The following is a 21,107-nucleotide window of genomic DNA, read 5'->3' as shown; positions in this document are numbered from 1 at the left end:
CTCAACTGTCACGGGGGAAGCATGGGACGACGCTGGCTGATCACCGGATGCTCCTCGGGGCTCGGACGTGCGCTGGCCACGGCCGCGGCACGGGCCGGGGACGCACTGGCGGTCACCGCACGCAAGACCGCAGATCTGGAGGACCTCGCCGCCGCCCTGGCCGGCCGCATCGTGCCGATCCCGCTCGAACTGCGGGACGCCGCCTCCTGCGAGGAGGCGGTGCGTCGTGCCGCCGACCGCCTGGGCGGCATCGACATCCTCGTCAACAACGCCGGGGGCGGGCTGTTCGGCGCGGTCGAGGAGGTCTCGGACGCGGAACTGCGCGACCAGTTGGAGACCCTGGTGGTGGGTCCGTGGCGGCTCGCGCGCCTCGTCCTGCCGCTGATGCGCGCCCAGGGCCACGGCCACATCGTCAACGTCTCCTCCGTGGCCGGCCGCATGGCGTTCCCGGGCCTGGCCGCCTACGTCGCCGGCAAACACGCCCTGGAAGGCATGAGCCAGGCCCTGGCCGCCGAGGGCGCCCCGCACGGCATCCGCGTCACGGTGATCGAGCCGGGCATGTTCGCCACGCGCTACGGCGCGTCGATGACGCAGGCGCACCGGAGGATCCCGGCGTACGACGTGACCAACCGCGAGATGCTCGAAGGCGCGCGGGGCATGGCGGACAACCCGGAGACCGGACGCCCCGAGGACTTCGCTGCCCAGGTCCTGGGCATCGTCACGGCCGAAGAACCCACTCCGCTGCGCATCCCGGTCGGCGCGGACGCCTACGGCTACCTGGAGCAGGCCGACGACATCTGGCGCGAGGAATTCGCCACGGCCCGAAGGCTCACGCAGGGCACACCCCCGCCGTCGCCCTGAGCGGGGCGGCCGAGCCGGATACGGATGCCCGCTGCGCGAGCCACGATCGTCCGCGGCACAGGACGGGCGACCGCCGAGTACGTCCCCGCCACCACCAGTTCCGCCCGCCCGTTCGTGACCGGGCGGTCGGGTCGGGGGCGGCCGCTCGGTGTCGAGGGGGGTGTGTGAGACTCCTTGCGGATGATCACTCGGGGGAGTCGTGGTGAACGCACTGATGAAGAGGGTGTGGAGCGGGCTGGCTGCGACGCTGATCGTGAGTCTGGCTGCCGTGGTCGTGCCCGATCACGTCCAGGTGGACGACGACGGGCGGATCCGGCTGGGCGAGCCGGCGCCGTCCGCGTCCGCGGAGGCGCCTGCGTCGGAGCCGACGTCGCCGCCGCTGACGCGGGACGCCGTGGACGAGGTGATCCGGACCGCGCTCGCAGCGGCAGGCCTCGATCCGGCGCAGGGTCGCCCGATCGCCCCGGCCGGCGCCGACTCCGACCGGACGGGCTGGACGGCCGTCCGGGAGAAGAGCGCCGCGCAGTCCGAGATGAACGCCGTCTGCGCCGACCTGGAACGGCAGGGCTGGACGCCCAACCCGAACGGCGACCGGCCCGACGCTTCCCGCAGCTACAAGCGCGGGGGCTGGCACCTGCTGGTGAGCACGCGCGGTAAGACCCTGGCGCCGTCCACCACCTCCGCCCTGACCGACTCGCAGACCCATCTGACCCTGGCCGGGCTGCAGTTGAACCTTTCCGGCCTACCCCTCCCGGAGATCACCGTCCGTATCGGCTGAACCGTCGCGGGGCACCGGGGCGGGAGCGGGCGGCGCCCCGGGCGGAGTGCCGCCCGCGCGAGGTGCCGGCGCACGGGGCGGGGCCGCGAACAGCGGCGGGCCACTTGGTGCCGGGGTCCGTTCCGACCAGCAGGCCGGCACGGCGTCGCTGCGCCCTATGATCCACCGATGGAACGGGTGCTCGTCCTCGGGATCAGCGGAGCCGGGAAGTCGACCTTGGCCAGGGCGCTGGGGCGGGGCCTCGACCTGCCCTACCACGAGGTGGACGCCCTGCACTTCTGCGGACCCCAGTGGCAGGTCAGCCCCACCTATGCGCAGGACACGGCCCGCATCGCGGCCGGGGAGCGGTGGGTGTTGGACGGCCAGGGTCCGGCGGCGGTGCGCGACCTGATGTGGGAACGGGCCGACACCGTGGTGTGGCTCGACCTTCCGCGGCGCGTGGTGATGCGGCGCGTCCTGCTGCGCTCGCTGCGGCGGAGTCTGCGGCGCGAGCGGCTGTTCGGCGGAAACCGGGAGGCCTGGCGCGATTGGCTCCAGGCCGACCATCCGGTCCGGTGGGCCTGGTCCCGGTTCGCGGAGCGGCGCGCCGGGATCGGTCGGCGGGCGGCGGACCCCCGGTTCGCGCCGCTGCACGTGGTCCGCCTGCGCAGCCCGCGCGAAGCGGCACGGTGGCTGAGCGGTCGTACCGGTGCGGCCTGATCCGGGTGCCCCGGGAAAGGGCCTGGACGGTGCCCGCTCACGAAAATTTCACAACTCGTCTCCCGCTGGTGTGAGCTCGCGCTCCGCGGAGTCCGGGTGCCGCTCCCCCGGCCCTGGCGGTGGGGCCGCTGCCCGGCGCCGGGGCGATGCGGCCGGCCTCGGTCCCTCCCGGTCACGGCGGCCGGGCCCGTATGCGGGTGGCGTGAACACGCCCTCTGCGCGGGGGTGGTGGAGCGGGTGGCTCCGACCCGGGGGCGCCGGGGAGGATGCAGGCAGCGGGCTCGGTGGGGCGGGAGGTCGGGGGGAGGACGCCGCCGGGTGGGCGCTCTGCGCGGCCGCATCGCTCCCGGCGTGAAATCGAGCCTCTGGTATCCCCGCGGCCCGACCAGTCCCAGCGGTGTCGGGACGCGTCGGGGGCTCCTGCGGCCCCCGCGCCGGCCGCAGCGGCCGTGCCCGCGTCATGTGCGGTGCGTCTTTGCCCGTTCATGGCCGGAGCATGGCAAGGATGTTACGCGCCCGTCGGACTCTTGTGGGCGGGCCGGGGGTGGGTCAACCTTTCGAGGGCGAGGCGGAGTTGACGGGTTGTCATGCACATGACGGCATGGCGGTCGCTCGTCGGCAGTTGCTCCCCCGCGCTCCATCCCCGTCCTGCACCATCCATGAGGAGGACCCCCCACATGTCCGTGATGCGTTACACCCGTCGAAGGCTCGCCGGCATCAGCGCGACCGCGGTCGCGGCCCTCGCCCTCGGCGCGGCCGCCGCCCTGCCCGCCTCGGCGGCCGACACCGGTGCGCAGGGCGTCATCGAGAACGCCGGCGCCGCCGGGACGATCTCCGGCAGCTACATCGTGACCCTGAAGGACTCCGCGGCCCGTTCCGACGCCGACAGCGGCAAGGCCGTCGCGAAGCGGTACGGCGCGAAGATCGACCGGACCTACAGCGCGGCCCTCAACGGCTACTCGCTGAAGGTCTCCGAGGCCCAGGCCCGCAAGCTCGCCGCCGACCCGGCGGTCCAGTCGGTCGTGCAGGACCGCGTCTTCACCGTCGACGCGACCCAGCCGAACCCGCCGTCCTGGGGCCTCGACCGGATCGACCAGCGGGCGCTGCCGCTGAACCAGAGCTACACCTACCCCGACAAGGCGGGCGAGGGCGTCACCGCCTACATCATCGACACCGGTGTCCGCATCACCCACCAGGACTTCGGCGGCCGCGCCTCCAACGGCTACGACGCCATCGACAACGACAACACCGCCCAGGACGGGCACGGCCACGGCACGCACGTCGCCGGTACCGTCGCGGGCGGCGCGTACGGCGTGGCGAAGAAGGCCAAGATCGTCGGCGTGCGCGTCCTGGACAACAACGGCTCCGGCACGACCGCCCAGGTGGTCGCGGGCATCGACTGGGTGACCCGCAACGCCGTCAAGCCGGCCGTGGCCAACATGTCCCTCGGCGGCGGAGCCGACTCCGCGCTCGACACGGCCGTCCGCAACTCCATAGCCTCCGGCATCACCTACGGCGTCGCCGCGGGCAACGAGTCGACCAACGCCTCCACCAGGTCCCCCGCGCGGGTCACCGAGGCCATCACCGTCGGCGCCACCACGAGCACCGACGCCAAGGCCGGCTACTCCAACTACGGCACGGTCCTGGACCTCTTCGCCCCCGGCTCCTCCATCACCTCCTCGTGGGCCACGGGCGACGCGGCGACGAACACCATCTCCGGCACGTCGATGGCCACCCCGCACGTGGTCGGCGCGGCGGCCCTCCACCTCTCGCAGAACCCGGCCGGCACGCCGGCGCAGGTCCGCGACGCCCTGGTGGCCGCCGCGACCCCGAACGTGGTGACCAGCCCCGGTACGGGCTCCCCCAACCTGCTGCTCAACGTCGGTGACGGCGGCACCGTCCCGCCGGGCAAGCGCTTCGAGAACACCGCCGACTACGCGATCAGCGACAACGCGACGGTCGACTCCCCCGTCACCGTCAGCGGGGTCACCGGTAACGCCCCGGCGGCCCTGACCGTCGCGGTCGACGTGAAGCACACCTACATCGGCGACCTCAAGGTCGACCTGGTCGCGCCCGACGGCACCCTCTACAACCTGCACAACCGCTCCGGCGGCAGCGCGGACAACATCATCAAGAGCTTCACCGTCAACGCCTCCTCGGAGGTCGCGAACGGGGTGTGGAAGCTCCGGGTGAACGACAACGCGAACCTCGACACCGGAAAGATCGACTCCTGGGCGCTGCAGTTCTGAGCGCACCGTGCAGCACGTGACTCCTGAGCCGCGATGAACAGGCGGGGGCGACCACGGGACGGTCGCCCCCGCCGCACGTGCAGGTCCGTGGCCGGGCCCGGCGGGCGTGGCAGGCGGCGCCCGTCAGTCGCGGCCGCCCCCCGCTCCGTCGAGGGCGGTGACCGTGCCGCCGCCGGCGAGGCTGCCCGTCAGGAACACCTTGCCGTCCGGGCCGGTCCAGGGGGCGGCGAGCGTGCGCTCCGCGGCGCCGGCGCGGACCGCTCCGGTCGCCGTGATGCCGGTGACCTGCCGGCTCCCGGCGGCCAGCAGGTACCAGCGGTCCGCGGGCGAGCGCCACCGGAAGCCAGCGAGGAGGTGCTGGCCGAACCGCCCGCAGGCGGCGGTGGCGCGGGCCCGTGCCACGTCCTGCGGTGCGCCGGACGGCAGGCGCAGCCGGACCGTGACGTCACCGGGTCCGGCCCAGCCGGAGGCCCGGGTGCAGGACCAGACCGCACGGCCGGCACCGTCGGGCAGCTGGGCGGCCGCGAAGTCCCAGACGTTCACGGCCCGGTATCCGCCTGCGCGCAGTTCGCCGAGCCGGCAGGCCTGGGCGGCCCAGGCGGCGCGCGCCTCGGGACCGGTGGCCTCGCGCGGCTGGCGGGCGGGGGCGGCGGCGAAACTGTCCGGCAGCGGGGTGTGGGTCAGGTGGACCGGGGACAGCGCTCCGAGGTCGGTGAGGACGAAGGAGTGCTTCTCGACGATGCGGGCGGAGGAGGTCAGCTCCAGGACGGGCCAGGTGGCACACGCACCGCCGGCCGACGGCACCGCAGCCGGTGCGGTGACCCCGTCGCCGGTGACGGCGAGCGGCCGGGCCGGGTCGCCCGCCCGGAGCAGGTCGCGGGTGGCGGCCGTGGCGATCCAGGGCGCGAGCAGGTAGCGGGCCGACGCCCCGTCGGGGGCCCGGGACAGGGTGAGGGCGGCCGCGGTGGTGACCCCGGCCTCGTCGGTACGGGTGACGTCGAGGGTGCGGCCGCCGGACCCGGTGGCGGGCTCGCTGTAGCGCACGACGCGGTCGCCGTCCCGCAGGAGCACCACCGCCCGGCCCTCGACCGCGCCCGCGTACAGCAGGTGGGACGGCCGGGCGGGGGGTTCGGCCGTGGTGCCGGGCGCCGTGGTGACCGGGGTGGCGCCCGGCGTGGCCCACGTGCCGAGGGCGCGGGTCAGCAGTGCGCGGTCGCCGGTCCGGGCGCCGCGGGCGGGCCAGGCGGTGAAGTCGACGCGGGCCGTGTCCGCCCAGGCCTCGGCGGGGACGCGCTGGAGCCGGGCGGGGTCCAGTACCGCGGCGGCCGCGGGGCCGGAGGCGGGCCGTACGTCCAGGTCGGCGGGCGGGCCGTGGACGGCGAACACGGTGACGGTCAGTGCCAGAGTGGCGAGGCCGGCCCAGGCGGCCCGTACCCTGCGGCGCCGGCGCAGCAGGTCGGTGGGGCGGGCGCTGACCACGCTGGCGTCGAACTCCGGTCGGCGCAGGGCCCGCAGAAGGTCCTCTGCGACGGGCAGCGCGAGGGCGTCCCGTACGGCGCCGGCGGGGTCGGCGCTGCCGGCCAGGCGCAGGAGGCGGGCGGTTTCGTCCTCGGCCAGGTCGTCCAGGTGGTGGAGGACGAACGCGGCCCGCACCGGGGCGGGGGCGCCGCTGAGCGTCCGGGCGGCCTCGTCGATCCCGCCGGCGGGCGGCCACAGCCTCAGGCCCCACACGAACGGCGGGACGGGCGGCCGGCCGAGGCGGGCCCGGGCGGTGCCGGCGGGGCCCGCGGGCGTGAGGGTGGCGCGCAGGACGCGGGTGCGGACCAGGGCGAGGTGCCGGTCGGGCCCGTCCGGGGCGTCGTCGGCCCGGTCGGGGCCGGCCGGCGTGCCCGGGCGGGGCAGCGCGCGCTGGACGGCCTTGTGGGCCAGCAGGACCCGGGTGTGCCGGCTCATCGAGTCCGGGAGCGTCAGGTAGGCGAGCCGGACCAGTCGCGGATACTGCTCGACCAGGACCGCCTCGGCGTGCTCGACGGCGGCCGAGCCGAATCTCTGAGAGGTGCTCACGTCCGCGTCAAACGAGTGAATCCTGCGATGGTCACACCCCCGCGGTTCCGATCACCGGCAGGCGCACCCGGACCCCGCGCGTCCGCCGCGGCGGGGGGTGCGGGGGCCCGCCGGGCATGCCGCCCGGCAGGGCCGGCGCCCCGGTGTGGGGGGCGGTTTCACGCGCGCGGCTCCTGGCCGGCCGACGGCGCGGCGGGCCGCTTCTCCTCGGGAGGGCCACTGCGCGGGGCGGCGCCGCTGCGGCGCATCGCCTGTGCCTGCGCACTCGGTGCCGTGAGGTGGGCCAGGGTGCCGGTGATCTCCAGGAGGCGGTCGAGCTGCACGGTCCGGCCGTCGAGGTGGAGTCCCGCGCCCGCCTTGTCGGTGCGGCGCCGGACCATCAGCAGCGCTGCCAGGCCGCTGGAGTCGACGCAGGACAGTCCGGCGCAGTCCAGCCACAGGTCGCGGACCTCGGCATGCGCGGCCAGGACCCGGTCCACGGTTTCGATGAGGCGGTCGGCGTGGCGGTGGTCGAGGTCGCCGCTCAGCTCGATGCGCACGGCCTCGTGCGAGGTGGAGTACGTCAGGCCGAGCGGGGCGGAGGGCAGGCTCGTCATTCAGGGGTCCCGGCAGCGGTGAGAGGGGTGAAGGTGAGGCGGGCGGCTCCGGCCCGCAGGGTGGCGGTGGCGCGGGGGAAGTCCTGGAGTTCCCGCTGCAGGAGCTGTACCGCCGGCAGCAGCGAGGTGGCCGGCACGCCGCGGGCCTCCAGGACCCCGGCGGTCCACGCCAGGAAGTCGCAGAAGAGGTCCTGGTCGCCGGTGTAGAGGGCGGCGGCGAGGAACTCGACGATGTGCGACAGGTCCTCGGCCGTGCGCTCGCGCTGCGCCTCGGTGTAGGCGCGCATCGCCGGACTGGCGTCGTCCAGTTCCTTGAACACGGCCCGGACGAGCCGGGGGCGGCTGCGGGCGACCAGGGTGTACTCCTGGTCACTGAGGTGCGGCAGGTCGTCGATGGCCTGGTGGCCGGGCCGGGGCCGGGGCAGGGGGCCGCCGGCCAGGTCGTCGGCCGCGGTCCGGGCGTCGGGGGCCCAGGCGTCCGCGCCCAGCAGGCGCGCGTAGCGACCGCCGGGTCCGAAGGCGGCGCCGCCGACGATCACGGGGGTCCCGACGGCTTGGCAGGCGGTTATGGTCGCGTGCGCGGCGGGCAGCCGGGTCGCGAGGGAGCCGGAGAGAGCGACGGCGTCCGGGCCGGTGCGGTGCAGGTGGGCAACGAGATGCGGGGCGGTCACCTGCGCCCCCAGGTAGTCGACGCGCCAGCCCCGGATGCGAAGCACCTCGGCCAGGAGGCGGGCGGGCAGGGCATGCCATTCGCCGTCCACGCAGGCCACGGTGAGACGGCCGCGGGTGGCAGTCGTGCGGGTCGCGGGATGCAGGGCGACGGCGGCGACGGCCCGGTCGTTGATGGCGGTCGCGGCGTGTTCCTGGGCGACGGTGATGCGATTGGCGGCCCACTCCCGGCCGACGCGCCCCTGTACGGCGGCGATGACGTCGATCAGGAGGTCCTCCGCGTCCATGCCCCCGTCGAGTGCGCGGAGCACCGTACCGATGGTGGTGGCCTCGTCGAACGCCATCACCGACTCCCACACCTGCGCGCGGAGTTCGTCCGACGCCGAAGCGGGAAGCGTGGCGGTGGCGGAAGCGGCGGGTGGGGCGGAATCGTACGGGCTCACGCGGTGAACCGCCCGCGGGTGTGGCCGTCGACGGCGCTGAGGTGGTTGGTGCGCGGCGCCGCGATCACGACGACGGCCATGTCGTCGTGGCGGCCCGACCCCACCCACTGGGAGGTGAGCATCTGCACGTGCTCGACCACTGCCTCGGCGGGCATCGCCGCGCACTGCGACAGGGCGCGGCGCAGCCGCTCCTCGCCGAACATGGCACCGCCCATGGGTCCTCCCCGTGCTTCGCTGATCCCGTCGGTGTACAGCACGCAGGTGTCCCCTGGGGCCAGGGTCACGTGGGCCGTCTCGGTGGTGATGTCGGGCAGCGCACCGACCAGTGTGCCCTTCGTACGGGCCTCCTCCACCCGGCCGTCGGAGCGCAGGATCAGCGGGGCGGGGTGTCCGGCGCTCGTCAGGCGCAGCCGCACCGCGTTGCCGTCCCGGGCCGCGGAGGCCAGCACCATGGTGGCGAAGCGGGTGTTCTCGGAGTTCAGCAGCGCGGTGTTGAGCAGGCTGAGCATCCGGTGGTGGTCGTCCGCCATGGGCAGGAGGGCGTGCAGCGTGTTGCGGATCTTGCCGGTCATCACCGCCGCCTGCAGTCCCTTGCCGCACACGTCTCCGAGGACGACGAGGGAGGGTGCGCCCTCGTGGGTGGCGGGGTGCACGTCGTAGAAGTCGCCGCCGACCCGTTCGTGGTCCTTCGACGGCCGGTAGCCGCCGGCGTACTCGACTCCGGAGACCTGGTGCAGCGAGGGCGGCAGCAGCTCGCGCATGAGGGTGTCGGTGATCGATGCCTGCTCCGCGTAGAGCCGGGCCGCGGACATCGCGGCGCCGGCGCGGGCGGCGAACAGGCGGGCGAAGACCTCCTCGCCCTCCGTGAATGCACTCTCGCCGTCGGCTCGGAGCAGGACCAGCGCGCCCGCGGGTACGCCGTGGCCGGGCAGGGGCGTGATGACGATCGACCCCAGGGTGTCAAGGCCCTCGGGCACCAGCCAGGCCGGGGCTGCGGACGGGTCGAGCCATCGGGAGGGGACGGGCGGGAAGCCCTGCAGCGCCTCGGCGAGCCCCGGGACCGCCTCGGGGTCGACGGCGGCGCGGGTGACGGACGGGCTGCCGCCGCGGACGCAGGACACGATCGGGAGCTCGTGGCCGTGCGCGGGGGCGATCACCAGGGCGGCGTCGGCGAGGTGGTCGGCCGCCATCTGCGCGGTGACGTCCATGCACCGGTCGAGGTTCAGGGACGACAGCAGGAGGTTGGAGGAGCGGACCAGGAACTGCGTGCGCTCCCGTTCCGTCCACAGCGCCTCCCGGGCCAGCCGGTGGTCGGTGTCGTCGACGAGCCACCACACGACGGTGCCGTCGGGGCGGGGGGTCGGGTGCGCCTCGTACGAGCGCTCGCCGACGGGCCCCTGCACGGTGCCGGACCCGGCGTGCGGGCGCTGCGCGGGCAGGTGGGCGGTGTGGCGCGCGTGCGCCGAGGCCAGCCAGCCGGGGACCGCGTCCGCCATCGCCGATCCCGGGCGGGCGTCCGGGAACACCAGCCCTGCCGCCTCGTTGGCGTGGACCACGACGGCGTCGGCGTCGGCGACCAGCACCGGGTAGGGGGCCTGACTCCACGACAGGCCCGCGGTGGGCGAGTTCGGCGTCGTCTCGGTGGAAGGAACCAAACGTTGAAGGCCCGCTGCGCGAACCCCTCACCTCTTTATCGTGTTCATCACGTCGGCCAGACCGCCGGGGGAGACCGCCGGAATCACCTCGGGACAACAGTTGTCCTCCGGCAACCATCCTCCATGGGCCGTGCACGACGCAACCGGGCATGCGGGGGACGCGGGAGCGAAGCCTCCTCCCTGGGGGTGACGAAAGGCCGAACCGCTTGCTCTTCCGGGTACCCGGTCACAAGGCCCGCGAACGATGTAGGAGGATGTCCCGGTGACCGGAGAGGAAGCGGTCGTCACCACGACGACAGAACACGACGCGACCGTCATCAGCCTGTGCGGCGAAGTGGACGAGGACTACGCGCCGTTGCTGGCCAGGGCCCTCGCGCGGGCCGCGGCGAGCGACCGGCCGCGCACGGTGGTGGACCTGTCGGGCACCCGATTCGTGGACTCCTCCGTGCTGCACGCGCTGTTCGACGCGCAGCGCGCCCACACGGCCGCGGGGGCGGTTCTCGTCCTCGCGGGCCCGTTGCACACCGCCGTCCGGCGGCTGTTCGACGTCACCGGATCGGCCCACGCTTTCCGCATGGCGGACAGCGTGGCGGCCGCGATGACATGCTGACCCCAACACCCCGTCCCCGAACGGGTCGTCACGGTACGACCCGTGCGGCCATGGGCAGGCGATGAGTATGAACGCACCCCAGCCGTCCGAAGTCCCCCAGGACTCGCAGCGGCACCGCGAGGACGACGTAGGGCGTCGCCCCGGGGGCGCCGCCGGCGACCGCCCGGCAGCGCCGCCCGACTCGGCGGCCGCGGCCCGGGACCGGGTCCGCGAGCTGCTGGTCCTCGCGGGCGTCAGCCTCGACAGCGTCACCGCCGCGGACGCGCTGCTCGTCACCTCGGAGCTGGTGACGAACGCGATCCGGCACGGTGACGGTGTCATCGCCTTCCGTGCCGACGTCGCGGACGACGTGCTGCTGCTGTCGATCGCCGATGCCAACCCGCGCATCCCCGTGGCCCGTACGGGTACGGTCGACCAGCCCGGCGGATACGGCTGGCCGCTCATCCAGCGCCTGACGGAGCACGTCGACTGCAGCACCCGCCCCGACGGCAAGACCATCACGACGTCGCTCCGCCTGAGCTGACCGTCGGCCGCGGAAAGCGACCGCCCCCCGGGGCGGAGGTCGTTGCGGGCGCCATCGGCGTCGCAGCCCGGCCGTCGGCCGCGCGGCGGGCGCTCTGCGCATGCGGTCGCCGAGGTGGTTGCGGGCGGGGCGCATCATCGGCGCGCGGCGGGCAAGACGGGGCTCATGACGACCGATGGCGGCGGGGCCGCGAGACACAGACGCGCACGGCTGCTGTGGTTGCCCGCGGTTCAGACCCTTTTGATGGTACTTGTGGGCGTTTGGGTGACCCGGGTGGCGGCCGGGCACGGGCCGCTGGCCCTGGAGGACCGCCTGTCCGAGGACGTCGTGACCCGGCGGAACCCGGTCGGGAACGCCGTCACCGAAGGGCTCTCGCTGCTCGCCAGCACGGAGGGCATCATCGGTGTGACGCTGATGTGCCTGGCGGCGCTGCTGGCGCTGCCGCCCGGCCCCCGGTGGGTGGAGGCGGTGTTCCTGGGGACGTCGGTCGCCGTCCAGTCGGCGGTCTTCCTCGTCGTCACCTTCTTCGTGGAGCGGCCCCGCCCCGACGTCGTGCAGTTGGACGGGGCGCCGCCCACGTCGAGCTTCCCCTCGGGGCACGTGGGAGCGTCCGTCGCGCTGTACGGGGGGCTCGCGGTCCTCGTCCTGACCCGTACGCGCGGTCGCCTGCGGTACCTCACGGCCGGGCTGCTGCTCCTCGTACCGTTCGCGGTCGGCGTGTCCCGGGTCTACCGGGGGATGCACCACCCCTCCGACGTGCTCGGCGGCCTGCTCAACGGCGCCCTGACGCTGCTGGTCGTGGGCTCCGTGGTCCTGGCCGGCCGGAGCGCCGCCGAGGGCCGGACACCGCAGGCGGCTCCGGGTGGCGGCTCGGCCCTGCCCGCGGGGCCGGGCCGGTCCGGTCCCGCGGCAGAGCGGCGCCGGGGCGGCAGGGTCGTCGTCGTACGCCATCCCCTCGGCTGCCGGGACGCGTTGGCCGCCGAGGTGCGGGCGCTGCTCGACCGGCACGGTTTCACCGTCCAGCGGTGGACGTCGACCACGGTGGAGCGCCCGGGCGGGCGCCTGGCCGAGGAGTGCGCCGCGGGGGACGTGGACCTGGTCGTGGCATGCGGCGGCGACGGCACCGTGCGCGCCTGCGCCGATGTCGTCGCCGGCAGCGGCATCCCGCTGGCCCTGGTGCCCTGCGGCACCGGCAACCTCCTCGCGCGCAACCTGGACCTCCCGTCCGACCCGGTGGCGGCCCTCGACGCCGCCCTGGCCGGTGGTGACGTCCCCATCGACGCGGGCCGGGTGGAGGGGGACGGGCTGGCGCCGACGCGCTTCACGGTCATGGCGGGAGCCGGCTTCGACGCCGCCATGGTGCGCGACGCGTCCCCCGTCCTGAAGACGCACCTGGGCTGGGCCGCCTACGCCCTGTCGGCGGTCCGGCACCTGCGCGACCCGCACATGCGGCTGACCCTCCGCCTCGACGGCGGCCGCCGCATCCGGCGGCGCGCCCGGATGGTCGTCGTCGGCAACGTGGGAGCGCTCCAGGCCGGCCTGGAACTGCTGCCGCGGGCGCGGCCGGACAGCGGCCGGCTGGAGGTCGTGCTCTTCGACCCGCGGGGCGCGGCCGGCTGGCTCGCGGCGGCGGCGCACCTGGCTGCCCGTCTCGTACGACGTCCCGCCGCGGACCCGGCACCCGACGGCGCGGCGGTGTCCGTCGCCGCAGGCTCGCTGGAGTACTTCAGTGCCACCCGGATCGAGGTCCGTTTCGCGCGGGCCCAGGTCCGCGAGGTCGACGGGGACACGGTCGGCGACGGCGTCCGGCTGACCGTCGACACCGAACCTGGCGCCCTGCTGTTGCGCCTGCCCCGCGTACCCGGCGGCGCCGTACGCGCCGCCGATACCGTACCTTCCGCACGTTCCACGCATTCCGCACCCGTCGCACAGCTCTGAGCTGCTGGGCCCACCTGTCAGGAAGGGAGACGCATTATGGGAACCGCCACCCGGGTACCGCAGCGGCGCGACGTGCGGGGCGACGAACTGTCCGGCGACGAGGCCTGGGCCGCGCTGCGCCGCTACGGCGGCTGGCACCTGGCCCGGGACTCCTTCGTCCGCTTCCGCTACGCGGACGGCTTCAGCCATTCCCGGGCGCTCGCCCTGCAGACCGTCCTGTCCATCGTGCCGCTCGCCATCGCCGCGATCGGCCTCTCCAGCGTCCTGCACACCGAGGACATCGGGCGCGTCGCCGAGCTGACGATCAGCCGGATGACCAGCGGGCCCAGCCAGCAGATGGTCGACGAGGCCCTGCGGGAGAGCCGTCGGCACGCCGGCGACGGCGGGCAGGCGGCCCTGTGGCTGGGCCTGGTGTTCTCCCTCGTCAACGTCACCACCAGCCTGTGCCAGGTCGAGCGCGGCGCGAACCGCATCTACGGCAACGAACGCGACCGGCCCTTCCTTCGCAAGTACTCGCGCGGCCTGGCCATGGCGGTGCTGGCGGGGCTCCCGCTGGGACTGAGCTTCGTCCTCATGGTCCTGGGCGCCGACCTGACGCACGCGTTCGCCGAGGTGTACCACCTGGGCCCGGACACCATCCAGACCTGGGACGTCCTGCGGTGGCCCGTCGGCGTACTGCTGGCCGTGCTCGCCACGAGTGCGATCTTCCGCCTCTCCCCGCGCCGTGACCAGCCCGGCTACACCTGGCTCGCCTTCGGCGCCGTCGTCCACCTGGTGCTCTGGCTCGTCGCGACGTGGGCGCTGAGCCTGTACGTGGGTGCCAGCAGCTCCTTCACCAGCGTGTACGGGCCGCTCAGCGCGATCATGTCGCTGCTGCTGTGGTCCTACCTGACCTCGGTGGCGCTGTTCCTCGGGCTGTCCTTCGCGGCTCAGCTGGAAGCGGTGCGCGCGGGGACGAAGGAGCCGGTGGCCCGGGATCCGGGTGTCTGATCGGCACCGCCCCGGTGACGGCCTCCCCGTCGCGCCCCTCCCCCGCCCTCTCCTTCCTCATGGCTTTCCCGAAAGGCAGGATCCGCCGTCATGACACAGCGCACGGCCCGTTCCCGACACCGCTTCCCCGCCGTCCGGGCGGTGCTCGCCCGGCATGCGGGGCCCGACGTGGCGTTCGGCCGCAGGCTGGTGCTGGCGGTGGCGGCCACGGCCGTGGTGGCGGTACCGTTCGCCCTCGCCCTGGTCCTCGTCGAGGCGCAGTGGCCGCCGCTGCACCGGCTCGACCGGGCCACCGCTGAACGGCTGCACCGTACGGCCCTCGAACACCCGGCCTGGGTGCGCGTCCTGGACTTCTTCACCGACGTGGTGTGGGACCCGGTGACCATGCGGCTGCTGGTGGCGGCCCTGGTGGTGTGGCTGCTGACCCGGCGGGCATGGCGGCTGGCGGCCTGGGCCGGGGTCACCGCGGCGGCGGGGGGACTGATCGGGTTCCTGGTCAAGAACGTGGTGGAGCGGGCCCGCCCGCATCTGCCGGAACCCGTCGCGCACGCCCCCGGCTTCTCCTTCCCGTCCGGACACGCCATGGCGGCGACGACCTCCTGCGCGGTGCTGCTCCTGGTGCTGCTCCCGTTGGTACCGCGGCGCTGGCGTGCGCTGCCGTGGGCGCTCGCGGTGACGGCGGTGGTGGGGGTGGGCTACACACGGGTCGCCCTGGGGGTGCACTGGGTCAGCGACGTCGTCGGGGGGTGGCTGCTGGGACTCGCCGTGGTCACGGCGACGACCCTGGTATTCGAGGCCTGGCGGGCCGACACCGGCCGGGCGCGGATTCCGGTGAGCGAGGGCCTGGAGCCGGAGCTGTCCTCCTCCGAGGAGCCGGAGTCCCCGCGGTCCTCCGGTACGGCTTGAAGGCGGACGGTCAGGCCGTTCGGGAGGAGAAGGACTCGGAGGACGGCAACCGCAGGGGCTTCGTGACGGCCGCGCAGAAGTCGGCGAGGCCGGTCGCCAGTGCGGCGCGGGAGGCTTCCGGCATCTGCGCCATCGCCTCGGCGAGCACCTCCTGTCTGCGGGCGCGCAGGCCTTCGAGGTACGCGCGGCCCGCCGGGGACAGCGTGAGCAGGACTTCGCGGCGGTCGTCGGCCCCGGGGTGCCGTTCGAGGAAGCCCACCGCCTGCAGGCGGTCGCACAGGCGGCTGACGGACGGCGGGGCCGCTTCCAGCAGCCGGCCGAGTTCGCGCAGGTTCAGTCGGTCGTTGCCGTCGACGAGGAACAGGACGCGGGCCTGCGCGGAGGAGACCGGCGGGGCGCCGGCGGTGTCCCGGCCGCGCTCCCAGACCACCTCCAGCAGCTCGATCAGCGCGCTCATCTCCACCACCGCCGACACGGAGGGCCGCGGGGAGCCGATCGGCCGCTGACTCATGTGACACTCCCTACCGGACACACGCGCAGCCCTTCCCCGGCGGACCGGCGGCGTCGTGGTCCCCCATCTTGGCAGTTGCGAGCGAGACAGGTACGGGACCGGTGACTGAAGGCGTATGCGGCGAGGGTGTCAGGGGCGGTGGGAACGTCGAGCGCGTGCTGCGCGGCGCCGCCCCGCACGAGCTGGTCGAGGAGGTCCGCCGCATCCTGGGGCGCGACCACGGGGCGGTCGGCGCCGAGCTGCTGATGGCGGACTACGCCTCGGCGCGGCTCCAGCCCGTCACCGCGCAACCCTTCACCGCCGATTCCGTGTCGGCGTACAACAGCCCCGAGGGCCGGGCGTACGGCGCGCAGGAGGCGTACATGGTCGCCGGGGAGGGCGGGGGGACGACCGTGCACCTGCCGGTGAGCGTGCGGGGGGACCGGCTGGGGGTGCTGAGCGTGCACTACCCGGTCGGCGTCCCGGTGGGCGGCCTGCTCGACGCGCTGCAGGACGTGGCCGACGCGTTGGCCCACGAGATCCTCGTCGCCGACCGGGACACCGACTTCTTCCTCCAGGCGCGGCGGGCCAAGCGGCTCACGCTGGCCGCCGAGATGCAGTGGCAGCTCCTGCCGGGGCGGTCCTGCTCCCGGCCCGAGTACGACCTCGGGGCGCAACTGGAGCCCGCGTACGCCATCTTCGGCGACAGCTTCGACTGGTCGGCCTCCGCCGACCACCTGACGCTGACGGTGAACAACGGCATGGGCGAGGGCATCGACGCGGCGCTGCTGACCAGCCTGGCGGTCAGCGCCCTGCGCAACGCCCGGCGGGCCGGCCTGAGCCTCGCCGACCAGGCGGCCCTGGCGGACCAGGCCGTCTACGGCCAGTATCAGGGGCGGCTGCACCTGGCGATGCTGCTGCTGCGCTTCGACCTGGGCACCGGCGAGGTCGAGGTGATCGACGCCGGGTCGCCGCGCATCTGGCGGCTGCGCGCCGGGGTCGTGGAGCCGTGCACGCTGGAGGCGCAGCTGCCGCTCGGCATGTTCGAGGACACCGTCTACACCTCCCAGCACTTCCGGGTCCTGCCCGGGGACCGGCTGTTCTTCCTGAGCGACGGCGTCTACGACGTCCTTTCCCCCGTCGGGGAGCCGTACGCCCTGCACGCCCTGACGCGGGCCGTGATGAACACGCGGCTGCTGCCCCCGTCGCAGGTGCCCCGGGCGCTGCTGGAGGAGCTGCCGGGGTACCGGGGCGGCGGGGACGCCGCCGACGATGCGATGGTCGTCTGCCTGGACTGGCACGGCCGCCCCGGTGCGCAGCCGGCCGCGGGCGGGCCGCAGGGCGACCTGGTGTAGGGCGGGGGTGGTGGGCCCGGTGGGCGCCGAGCGGGCCGGACGGTGGCACAGTGGTGGCATGCCCCGTCCCGGCCGCTCCGGCGCGTACGAGGACTCGGCCGCGGCGGTCGCCGCCGCGGCGGAACTCCTCGCGGTGCTGCATGCCAGGGGCCAGGACGGTGCGGCGCCCGCGGTGTCACCGTCGCAGCTGCGGGCCCTGCTCGCGGTGGAGGGCGCCGAGGGCGTCAACCTGCGGACCCTGAGCGAGGTGCTGGGCTCCCGTCCGCCGTCGGTGACCCGCCTCTGCGACCGGCTGGAGGCGATGGGCCTGCTGACCCGCTCGCAGCACCCGTCCCGGCGGCGCGAGGTGGAGGTCCGGCTCACGCCCGTCGGGCGGGCGCTGCTGGAGGAGCGGCGGGCGATCCGGGTGCGCGAGCTGTCGGCGGTACTCGGGCGGATGGCGCCCGAGGCGCTGGACGCGCTGGTGGCGGGGCTGGCGGCGTTCCGGGAGGCGGCCGCGGAGACGTACCCGAGCGGTGGGCCGCCCGCCGACGGCTCCCCCGCGCCGGCATCCGGCGAGCCGGCTCCGGCCCGCGTCCAGGACAGCGCCTGACGGCCCGGGCCCCGAGTGGGCCCGCTCACCCGGCAGCCGCTGCCGGCAGGCCCCCAGGGCATGGCAGAATCATTGAGTTCGTAAAATATTGCCCAGCGGCAAATGATCACTCTAGGCTTACCCGACGCAACCACGCGTCCGACGGGCGTCCGCCGTCCGAAACGAGAAGGGACTGACGCGACGCCATGGTGAGCACCTCCGGGCTCGGCGCCCAGCGCCCGGCCGCCCCCGCGCCGCAGCAGGCGGTGATTCCTCCTCCGTCGGCATCCGCGGACAGGGCGGAGGACTCGCTGGCGCTGTGGAACGGCGCACCGCCGTACGTCCTGCTCATCGAGGACGACGAGGGCGACGCCGTGCTCGTCGAGGAGCTGGTGGAGGACAGCGGGATCGAGGTCCGCCTCGGTCGGGCCCGGTCCCTTGCCGGCGCCCTGGATGTGCTGGAGGCGGAGGCGCCCGAGTGCGTCCTGCTGGACCTGCACCTGCCCGATGCCCAGGGGCTCGACGGGCTGAAGAAGGTCCTCGCCGTGTCCGCCGAGTCCGCGGTCGTCGTCCTGACGGGACTGTCGGAGGAGCAGGCGGGCCTGGCGGCCGTCGCGGCCGGAGCCCAGGACTACCTGGTCAAGGGACGTCTGGAGCCCGACGTCTTCATGCGGGCCATCCGGTACGCGATCCAGCGCAAGCGCACCGAGCTGGCGGCGTCCGCCCTCCAGGCGGGCCGGCTGCGCGCGGAGGAGAACGCACGCCTCGAACGCGGCCTGCTGCCGACGCCGCTGCTGCTGGAGGACGCGGCCGACGCCGTCACCGTCTGCGCCCGCTACCACCCGGGACGGTCCCAGACGCTGCTCGGCGGGGACTTCTACGACGTCGTGCAGACCCCCGACGGGGCCACGCATGCCGTCGTCGGCGACGTCTCGGGCCACGGCCCGAGCGAAGCGGCGCTCGGCGTGTGCCTGCGGGTGGCCTGGCGGTCCTTCGTCATGGCCGGGGCCCGCGGCGCCGAACTGCTCGGCCTGCTGGAGCGGATCCTGCTGGCGGAGCGCTCCGGTCCCGAGATCTTCGCCACACTGGTCTGCGTCACGCGTCCCGCGGGCGCCCGCGCCGTCTCGGTGCAGCGCGCCGGGCACCCCGGCTTCCTGGTCCGTTCGGCGGCCGGCGTGGAGCTGCGCACCGTGCCGGGAGGGCCCGCCCTGGGCCTCGTGCCCGGCTGGGGCGCCGGCTGGCCCGTCACCGACGTGGACCTGGAGGCGGACGGCGCCGTGATGCTCTTCACGGACGGCCTGATCGAGGGGCGCGTCGGCCCCGGTCCCGACCGCCTCGACGAGACCGGCCTGCTGGAAATCGCCCGCAAGCACGCCGAGCTGCCCGCGGAACCGTTCGTCGACACCCTGATCCAGACGGCGCAGGCCCTTGCCGCGGACTGGGGCGGTCTGGCCGACGATGTCGCCGTCCTCCACCTGGAATGGAACTCCCCCACGTGACCATCCCCGCACAGCCTTCCGCAACGTCCCGAGGGCGCGCCCCGGGCCGCGGAGGGCCGAGCCTGCAGACCTGGCTGACGACCGTGCTCGTCGTCCTGGCCCTCATGGTCGTCGGCACCGGCGCCCTCGGCGCCACCCTGCTGTCGCACACCACCACGGTGGGGAACCGGCTGGTCGACGGGATCCTGCCCGCCCAGCGGGACGCCCTGCGGTTGGAGACGGCCCTGCTGGACCAGGAGACCGGCGTGCGCGGCTACCTGCTGGCCGACGAGCCCGCGCTCCTGGAGCCGTACGAGCGCGGTCTGGCCGACGAGACCGCCTCCGCCGAGCGCCTGGCGAAGGTCCTGGGCGGCGACAAGAGGGCGCGCGAGGACCTGGCGGCCGTGCAGGAGGCGGCCCGCAGCTGGCGCGAGCAGTTCGCGGCCCCGGCCGTCTCCTCCGTGGACAACGGCACCGCGCCCCCCTCCCTCCAAACCGGCAAGGACCTCTTCGACGAGGTACGCCGCCGGATCGCCACCCAGCAGGCGCACCTGGACGGCATGCAGGCCGAGGCCCGCACCACCTTCGGCGAAGCCCGTACGCAGCGCGACCACATCCTGCTGGCGATTGTCGCGGCGTTCCTGCTGGCGGGCACCGCCCTCGCGGTCCTGCTGCACGTGGGCGTGCTGCGCCCGCTCGCCAAGGTGCGGACGGCTTCCCAGCGTGTCGCGGACGGCGCCTTCGAGGAGGAGATCTCCCTGCAGGGCCCCTCCGACCTGCGGGCGCTCGCCCGCTCGGTGGAGGCCATGCGGCACCGCACGGTGGCCGAACTGAACGCCTCGCGGAGCAACGCCGAGCGGCTCGACCGCATCGCCGCCGAGCTGGACGCGCAGGCGATGGAGCTGCGCCGCTCCAACGCCGAACTGGAGCAGTTCGCGTACGTGGCGTCGCACGACCTGCAGGAGCCGCTGCGCAAGGTGGCCTCGTTCTGCCAGCTGCTGGAGAAGCGCTACGGCGACCAGCTCGACGAACGGGGCGCCCAGTACATCGGCTTCGCCGTGGACGGCGCCAAGAGGATGCAGGTGCTCATCAACGACCTCCTGACCTTCTCGCGGGTGGGCCGCGTCCAGGACGCGCGCGAGACGGTCGCGATGGACGGCCCGCTGGACCGGGCCCTGCGCAACCTGGCCGCGGCCGTGGAGGAGAGCGGCGCGGAGATCGTCCGGCCCGAGCGGCTCCCGGACGTGGTGGGCGATCCGACCCTGCTGACCATGCTCTGGCAGAACCTGGTGGGCAACGCCGTCAAGTTCCGCTCGCCGGACCGGGCACCGCGCGTCGAGGTGGCTCTGGTCGACGATCCCGCCGCGGAGCCCGGCTTCCACACCTTCACGGTCACCGACAACGGCATCGGCGTGCCGGCGGAGTTCGCGGAGAAGGTCTTCGTGATCTTCCAGCGGCTGCACGGCCGGGAGACCTACGGCGGCACCGGCATCGGACTCTCGCTCTGCAAGAAGATCGTGGAGCACGCGGGCGGCCGCATCCGGATCGACACCGACCACCGGGAGGGCACACGGATCGTCTTCACGCTGCCCGTCGCCGCCGCGGCCGAGAACACGGCGTCCGGCGCCGGTGCCGCCGCCGAGCCCGACACCGCCTCCGCTGCGGAGCCCGACGCCGCATCCGGTCCCGGCACCCATGCGTCCCCCTCCCCCGTACCCACCGAAGGAACCGTCCGATGAGCACTCCCGCAGACCGGCCCCAGGCCGCCCCCGCCGTCGTCCTGCTGGTCGAGGACGACGCGGGCGACGAGCTGATGACCCGCGAGGCCTTCGAGGACAACAAGATCGGGAACGTGCTGCACGTGGTGCGGGACGGGCTGGAGGCCCTGGACTTCCTCTACCGCCGGGGCGAGCACGTCGACGCGCCGCGCCCCGACCTGATCCTGCTGGACCTGAACCTGCCCAAGTACGACGGACGGCAGGTCCTCGAACAGATCAAGACGGATCCGGACCTGAGCCACATCCCCGTCGTCGTGCTCACCACCTCGGCCGCCGAGGAGGACATCCTGCGCAGTTACAAGCTGCACGCCAACGCCTACGTCACGAAGCCGGTGGACCTCGACCAGTTCATCCGGGCGATCCAGCAGATCGACGACTTCTTCGTCACCGTGGTCAAGCTGCCCCGGACGGGGTGAGGGCGTGGCCGGGCCGAGAGCGAAGCGGAAATGTTCTG

The 21,107-nt window shown here is 74.4% G+C and carries 19 protein-coding genes; 14 read left to right on the top strand and 5 right to left on the bottom strand.

The genetic code is table 11. The features are described 5' to 3' along the window. Positions 1–21 precede the first annotated feature (21 nt). The 4 genes from IF89_RS0127185 (at position 22) to IF89_RS0127170 (ending at position 4,587) form a co-directional block, all read left to right on the top strand. Complete coding sequence (locus tag IF89_RS0127185; protein ID WP_030773479.1) at positions 22–861, top strand: SDR family oxidoreductase; 840 nt, start codon at positions 22–24, stop codon at positions 859–861. Between the two features lie 202 nt (positions 862–1,063). Next, complete coding sequence (locus tag IF89_RS0127180) at positions 1,064–1,639, top strand: hypothetical protein (protein WP_030773476.1); 576 nt, start codon at positions 1,064–1,066, stop codon at positions 1,637–1,639. A 168-nt stretch (positions 1,640–1,807) separates the two neighbouring features. After that, positions 1,808–2,338, top strand: a complete 531-nt coding sequence (locus IF89_RS0127175; protein ID WP_030773473.1) for an adenylate kinase — start codon at positions 1,808–1,810, stop codon at positions 2,336–2,338. 677 nt (positions 2,339–3,015) lie between these two features. Next, entirely contained in the window at positions 3,016–4,587 is a 1,572-nt protein-coding gene (locus IF89_RS0127170; RefSeq protein ID WP_030773470.1) for a S8 family peptidase, read from the top strand. A 123-nt stretch (positions 4,588–4,710) separates the two neighbouring features. On the opposite strand, the gene IF89_RS0127165 is transcribed toward IF89_RS0127170, so the two are convergent. The 4 genes from IF89_RS0127165 to IF89_RS0127150 all read right to left on the bottom strand — a co-directional run bounded on the left by IF89_RS0127165 (position 4,711) and on the right by IF89_RS0127150 (position 10,014). Beyond that, positions 4,711–6,651: a hypothetical protein gene (locus tag IF89_RS0127165; RefSeq protein WP_030773468.1), complete on the bottom strand. Its 1,941-nt coding sequence runs from the start codon at positions 6,649–6,651 to the stop codon at positions 4,711–4,713. 158 nt (positions 6,652–6,809) lie between these two features. Further along, complete coding sequence (locus IF89_RS0127160) at positions 6,810–7,247, bottom strand: STAS domain-containing protein (RefSeq protein WP_051807693.1); 438 nt, start codon at positions 7,245–7,247, stop codon at positions 6,810–6,812. Then, positions 7,244–8,260: a cobalamin B12-binding domain-containing protein gene (locus IF89_RS0127155; RefSeq protein WP_107047367.1), complete on the bottom strand. Its 1,017-nt coding sequence runs from the start codon at positions 8,258–8,260 to the stop codon at positions 7,244–7,246. The genes IF89_RS0127160 and IF89_RS0127155 overlap by 4 nt, the downstream gene beginning before the upstream one ends. A 95-nt stretch (positions 8,261–8,355) precedes the next feature. After that, positions 8,356–10,014 (bottom strand): PP2C family protein-serine/threonine phosphatase, encoded by a 1,659-nt coding sequence (locus IF89_RS0127150; protein ID WP_420706971.1) that lies wholly within the window; start codon positions 10,012–10,014, stop codon positions 8,356–8,358. A gap of 262 nt (positions 10,015–10,276) precedes the next feature. On the opposite strand from IF89_RS0127150, the gene IF89_RS0127145 reads away from it, so the two are divergent. The 5 genes from IF89_RS0127145 to IF89_RS0127125 all read left to right on the top strand — a co-directional run bounded on the left by IF89_RS0127145 (position 10,277) and on the right by IF89_RS0127125 (position 14,981). Further along, positions 10,277–10,624 (top strand): STAS domain-containing protein, encoded by a 348-nt coding sequence (locus IF89_RS0127145; RefSeq protein WP_030773459.1) that lies wholly within the window; start codon positions 10,277–10,279, stop codon positions 10,622–10,624. A gap of 67 nt (positions 10,625–10,691) precedes the next feature. Next, entirely contained in the window at positions 10,692–11,147 is a 456-nt protein-coding gene (locus IF89_RS0127140; protein ID WP_063831355.1) for an ATP-binding protein, read from the top strand. A 252-nt stretch (positions 11,148–11,399) separates the two neighbouring features. Next, positions 11,400–13,085: a diacylglycerol kinase family protein gene (locus tag IF89_RS0127135; RefSeq protein WP_158717930.1), complete on the top strand. Its 1,686-nt coding sequence runs from the start codon at positions 11,400–11,402 to the stop codon at positions 13,083–13,085. Positions 13,086–13,121: 36 nt separating this feature from the next. Next, positions 13,122–14,075, top strand: coding sequence for a YihY/virulence factor BrkB family protein (locus IF89_RS0127130; RefSeq protein WP_030773451.1), 954 nt, complete (start codon positions 13,122–13,124; stop codon positions 14,073–14,075). 90 nt (positions 14,076–14,165) lie between these two features. Further along, the gene (locus IF89_RS0127125; protein WP_051807688.1) at positions 14,166–14,981 is read left to right on the top strand and encodes a phosphatase PAP2 family protein; all 816 of its coding nucleotides are present in this window, start codon (positions 14,166–14,168) and stop codon (positions 14,979–14,981) included. Positions 14,982–14,991: 10 nt separating this feature from the next. Here IF89_RS0127125 and IF89_RS0127120 read toward each other — a convergent pair whose 3' ends face one another. Next, a complete protein-coding gene (locus tag IF89_RS0127120) occupies positions 14,992–15,492 on the bottom strand; it encodes a MarR family winged helix-turn-helix transcriptional regulator (RefSeq protein WP_030773446.1) in 501 nt (166 codons plus the stop codon). Between the two features lie 101 nt (positions 15,493–15,593). Here IF89_RS0127120 and IF89_RS0127115 point away from each other — a divergent pair, with 101 nt between their 5' ends. From IF89_RS0127115 to IF89_RS0127095, 5 genes are all read left to right on the top strand, one after another. Next, a complete protein-coding gene (locus IF89_RS0127115) occupies positions 15,594–16,826 on the top strand; it encodes a PP2C family protein-serine/threonine phosphatase (protein ID WP_051807685.1) in 1,233 nt (410 codons plus the stop codon). 58 nt (positions 16,827–16,884) lie between these two features. Then, positions 16,885–17,418, top strand: coding sequence for a MarR family winged helix-turn-helix transcriptional regulator (locus IF89_RS0127110; RefSeq protein ID WP_063831354.1), 534 nt, complete (start codon positions 16,885–16,887; stop codon positions 17,416–17,418). 185 nt (positions 17,419–17,603) lie between these two features. Next, the gene (locus IF89_RS0127105) at positions 17,604–18,896 is read left to right on the top strand and encodes a PP2C family protein-serine/threonine phosphatase (protein ID WP_078628545.1); all 1,293 of its coding nucleotides are present in this window, start codon (positions 17,604–17,606) and stop codon (positions 18,894–18,896) included. Further along, positions 18,893–20,614: a sensor histidine kinase gene (locus tag IF89_RS0127100; RefSeq protein WP_324605363.1), complete on the top strand. Its 1,722-nt coding sequence runs from the start codon at positions 18,893–18,895 to the stop codon at positions 20,612–20,614. Before IF89_RS0127105 ends, IF89_RS0127100 begins: the two co-directional genes overlap by 4 nt. Further along, positions 20,611–21,069: a response regulator gene (locus tag IF89_RS0127095; RefSeq protein WP_030773433.1), complete on the top strand. Its 459-nt coding sequence runs from the start codon at positions 20,611–20,613 to the stop codon at positions 21,067–21,069. The genes IF89_RS0127100 and IF89_RS0127095 overlap by 4 nt, the downstream gene beginning before the upstream one ends. Positions 21,070–21,107 lie beyond the last annotated feature (38 nt).

The sequence above is a fragment of the Streptomyces sp. NRRL F-2664 genome (assembly GCF_000719345.1).
In the GTDB taxonomy this organism is placed as follows: Bacteria; Actinomycetota; Actinomycetes; order Streptomycetales; family Streptomycetaceae; genus Streptomyces.
The sequence above is the reverse complement of the archived record's forward strand: the minus strand, read 5'-3'. Positions and strand labels throughout refer to the sequence as shown.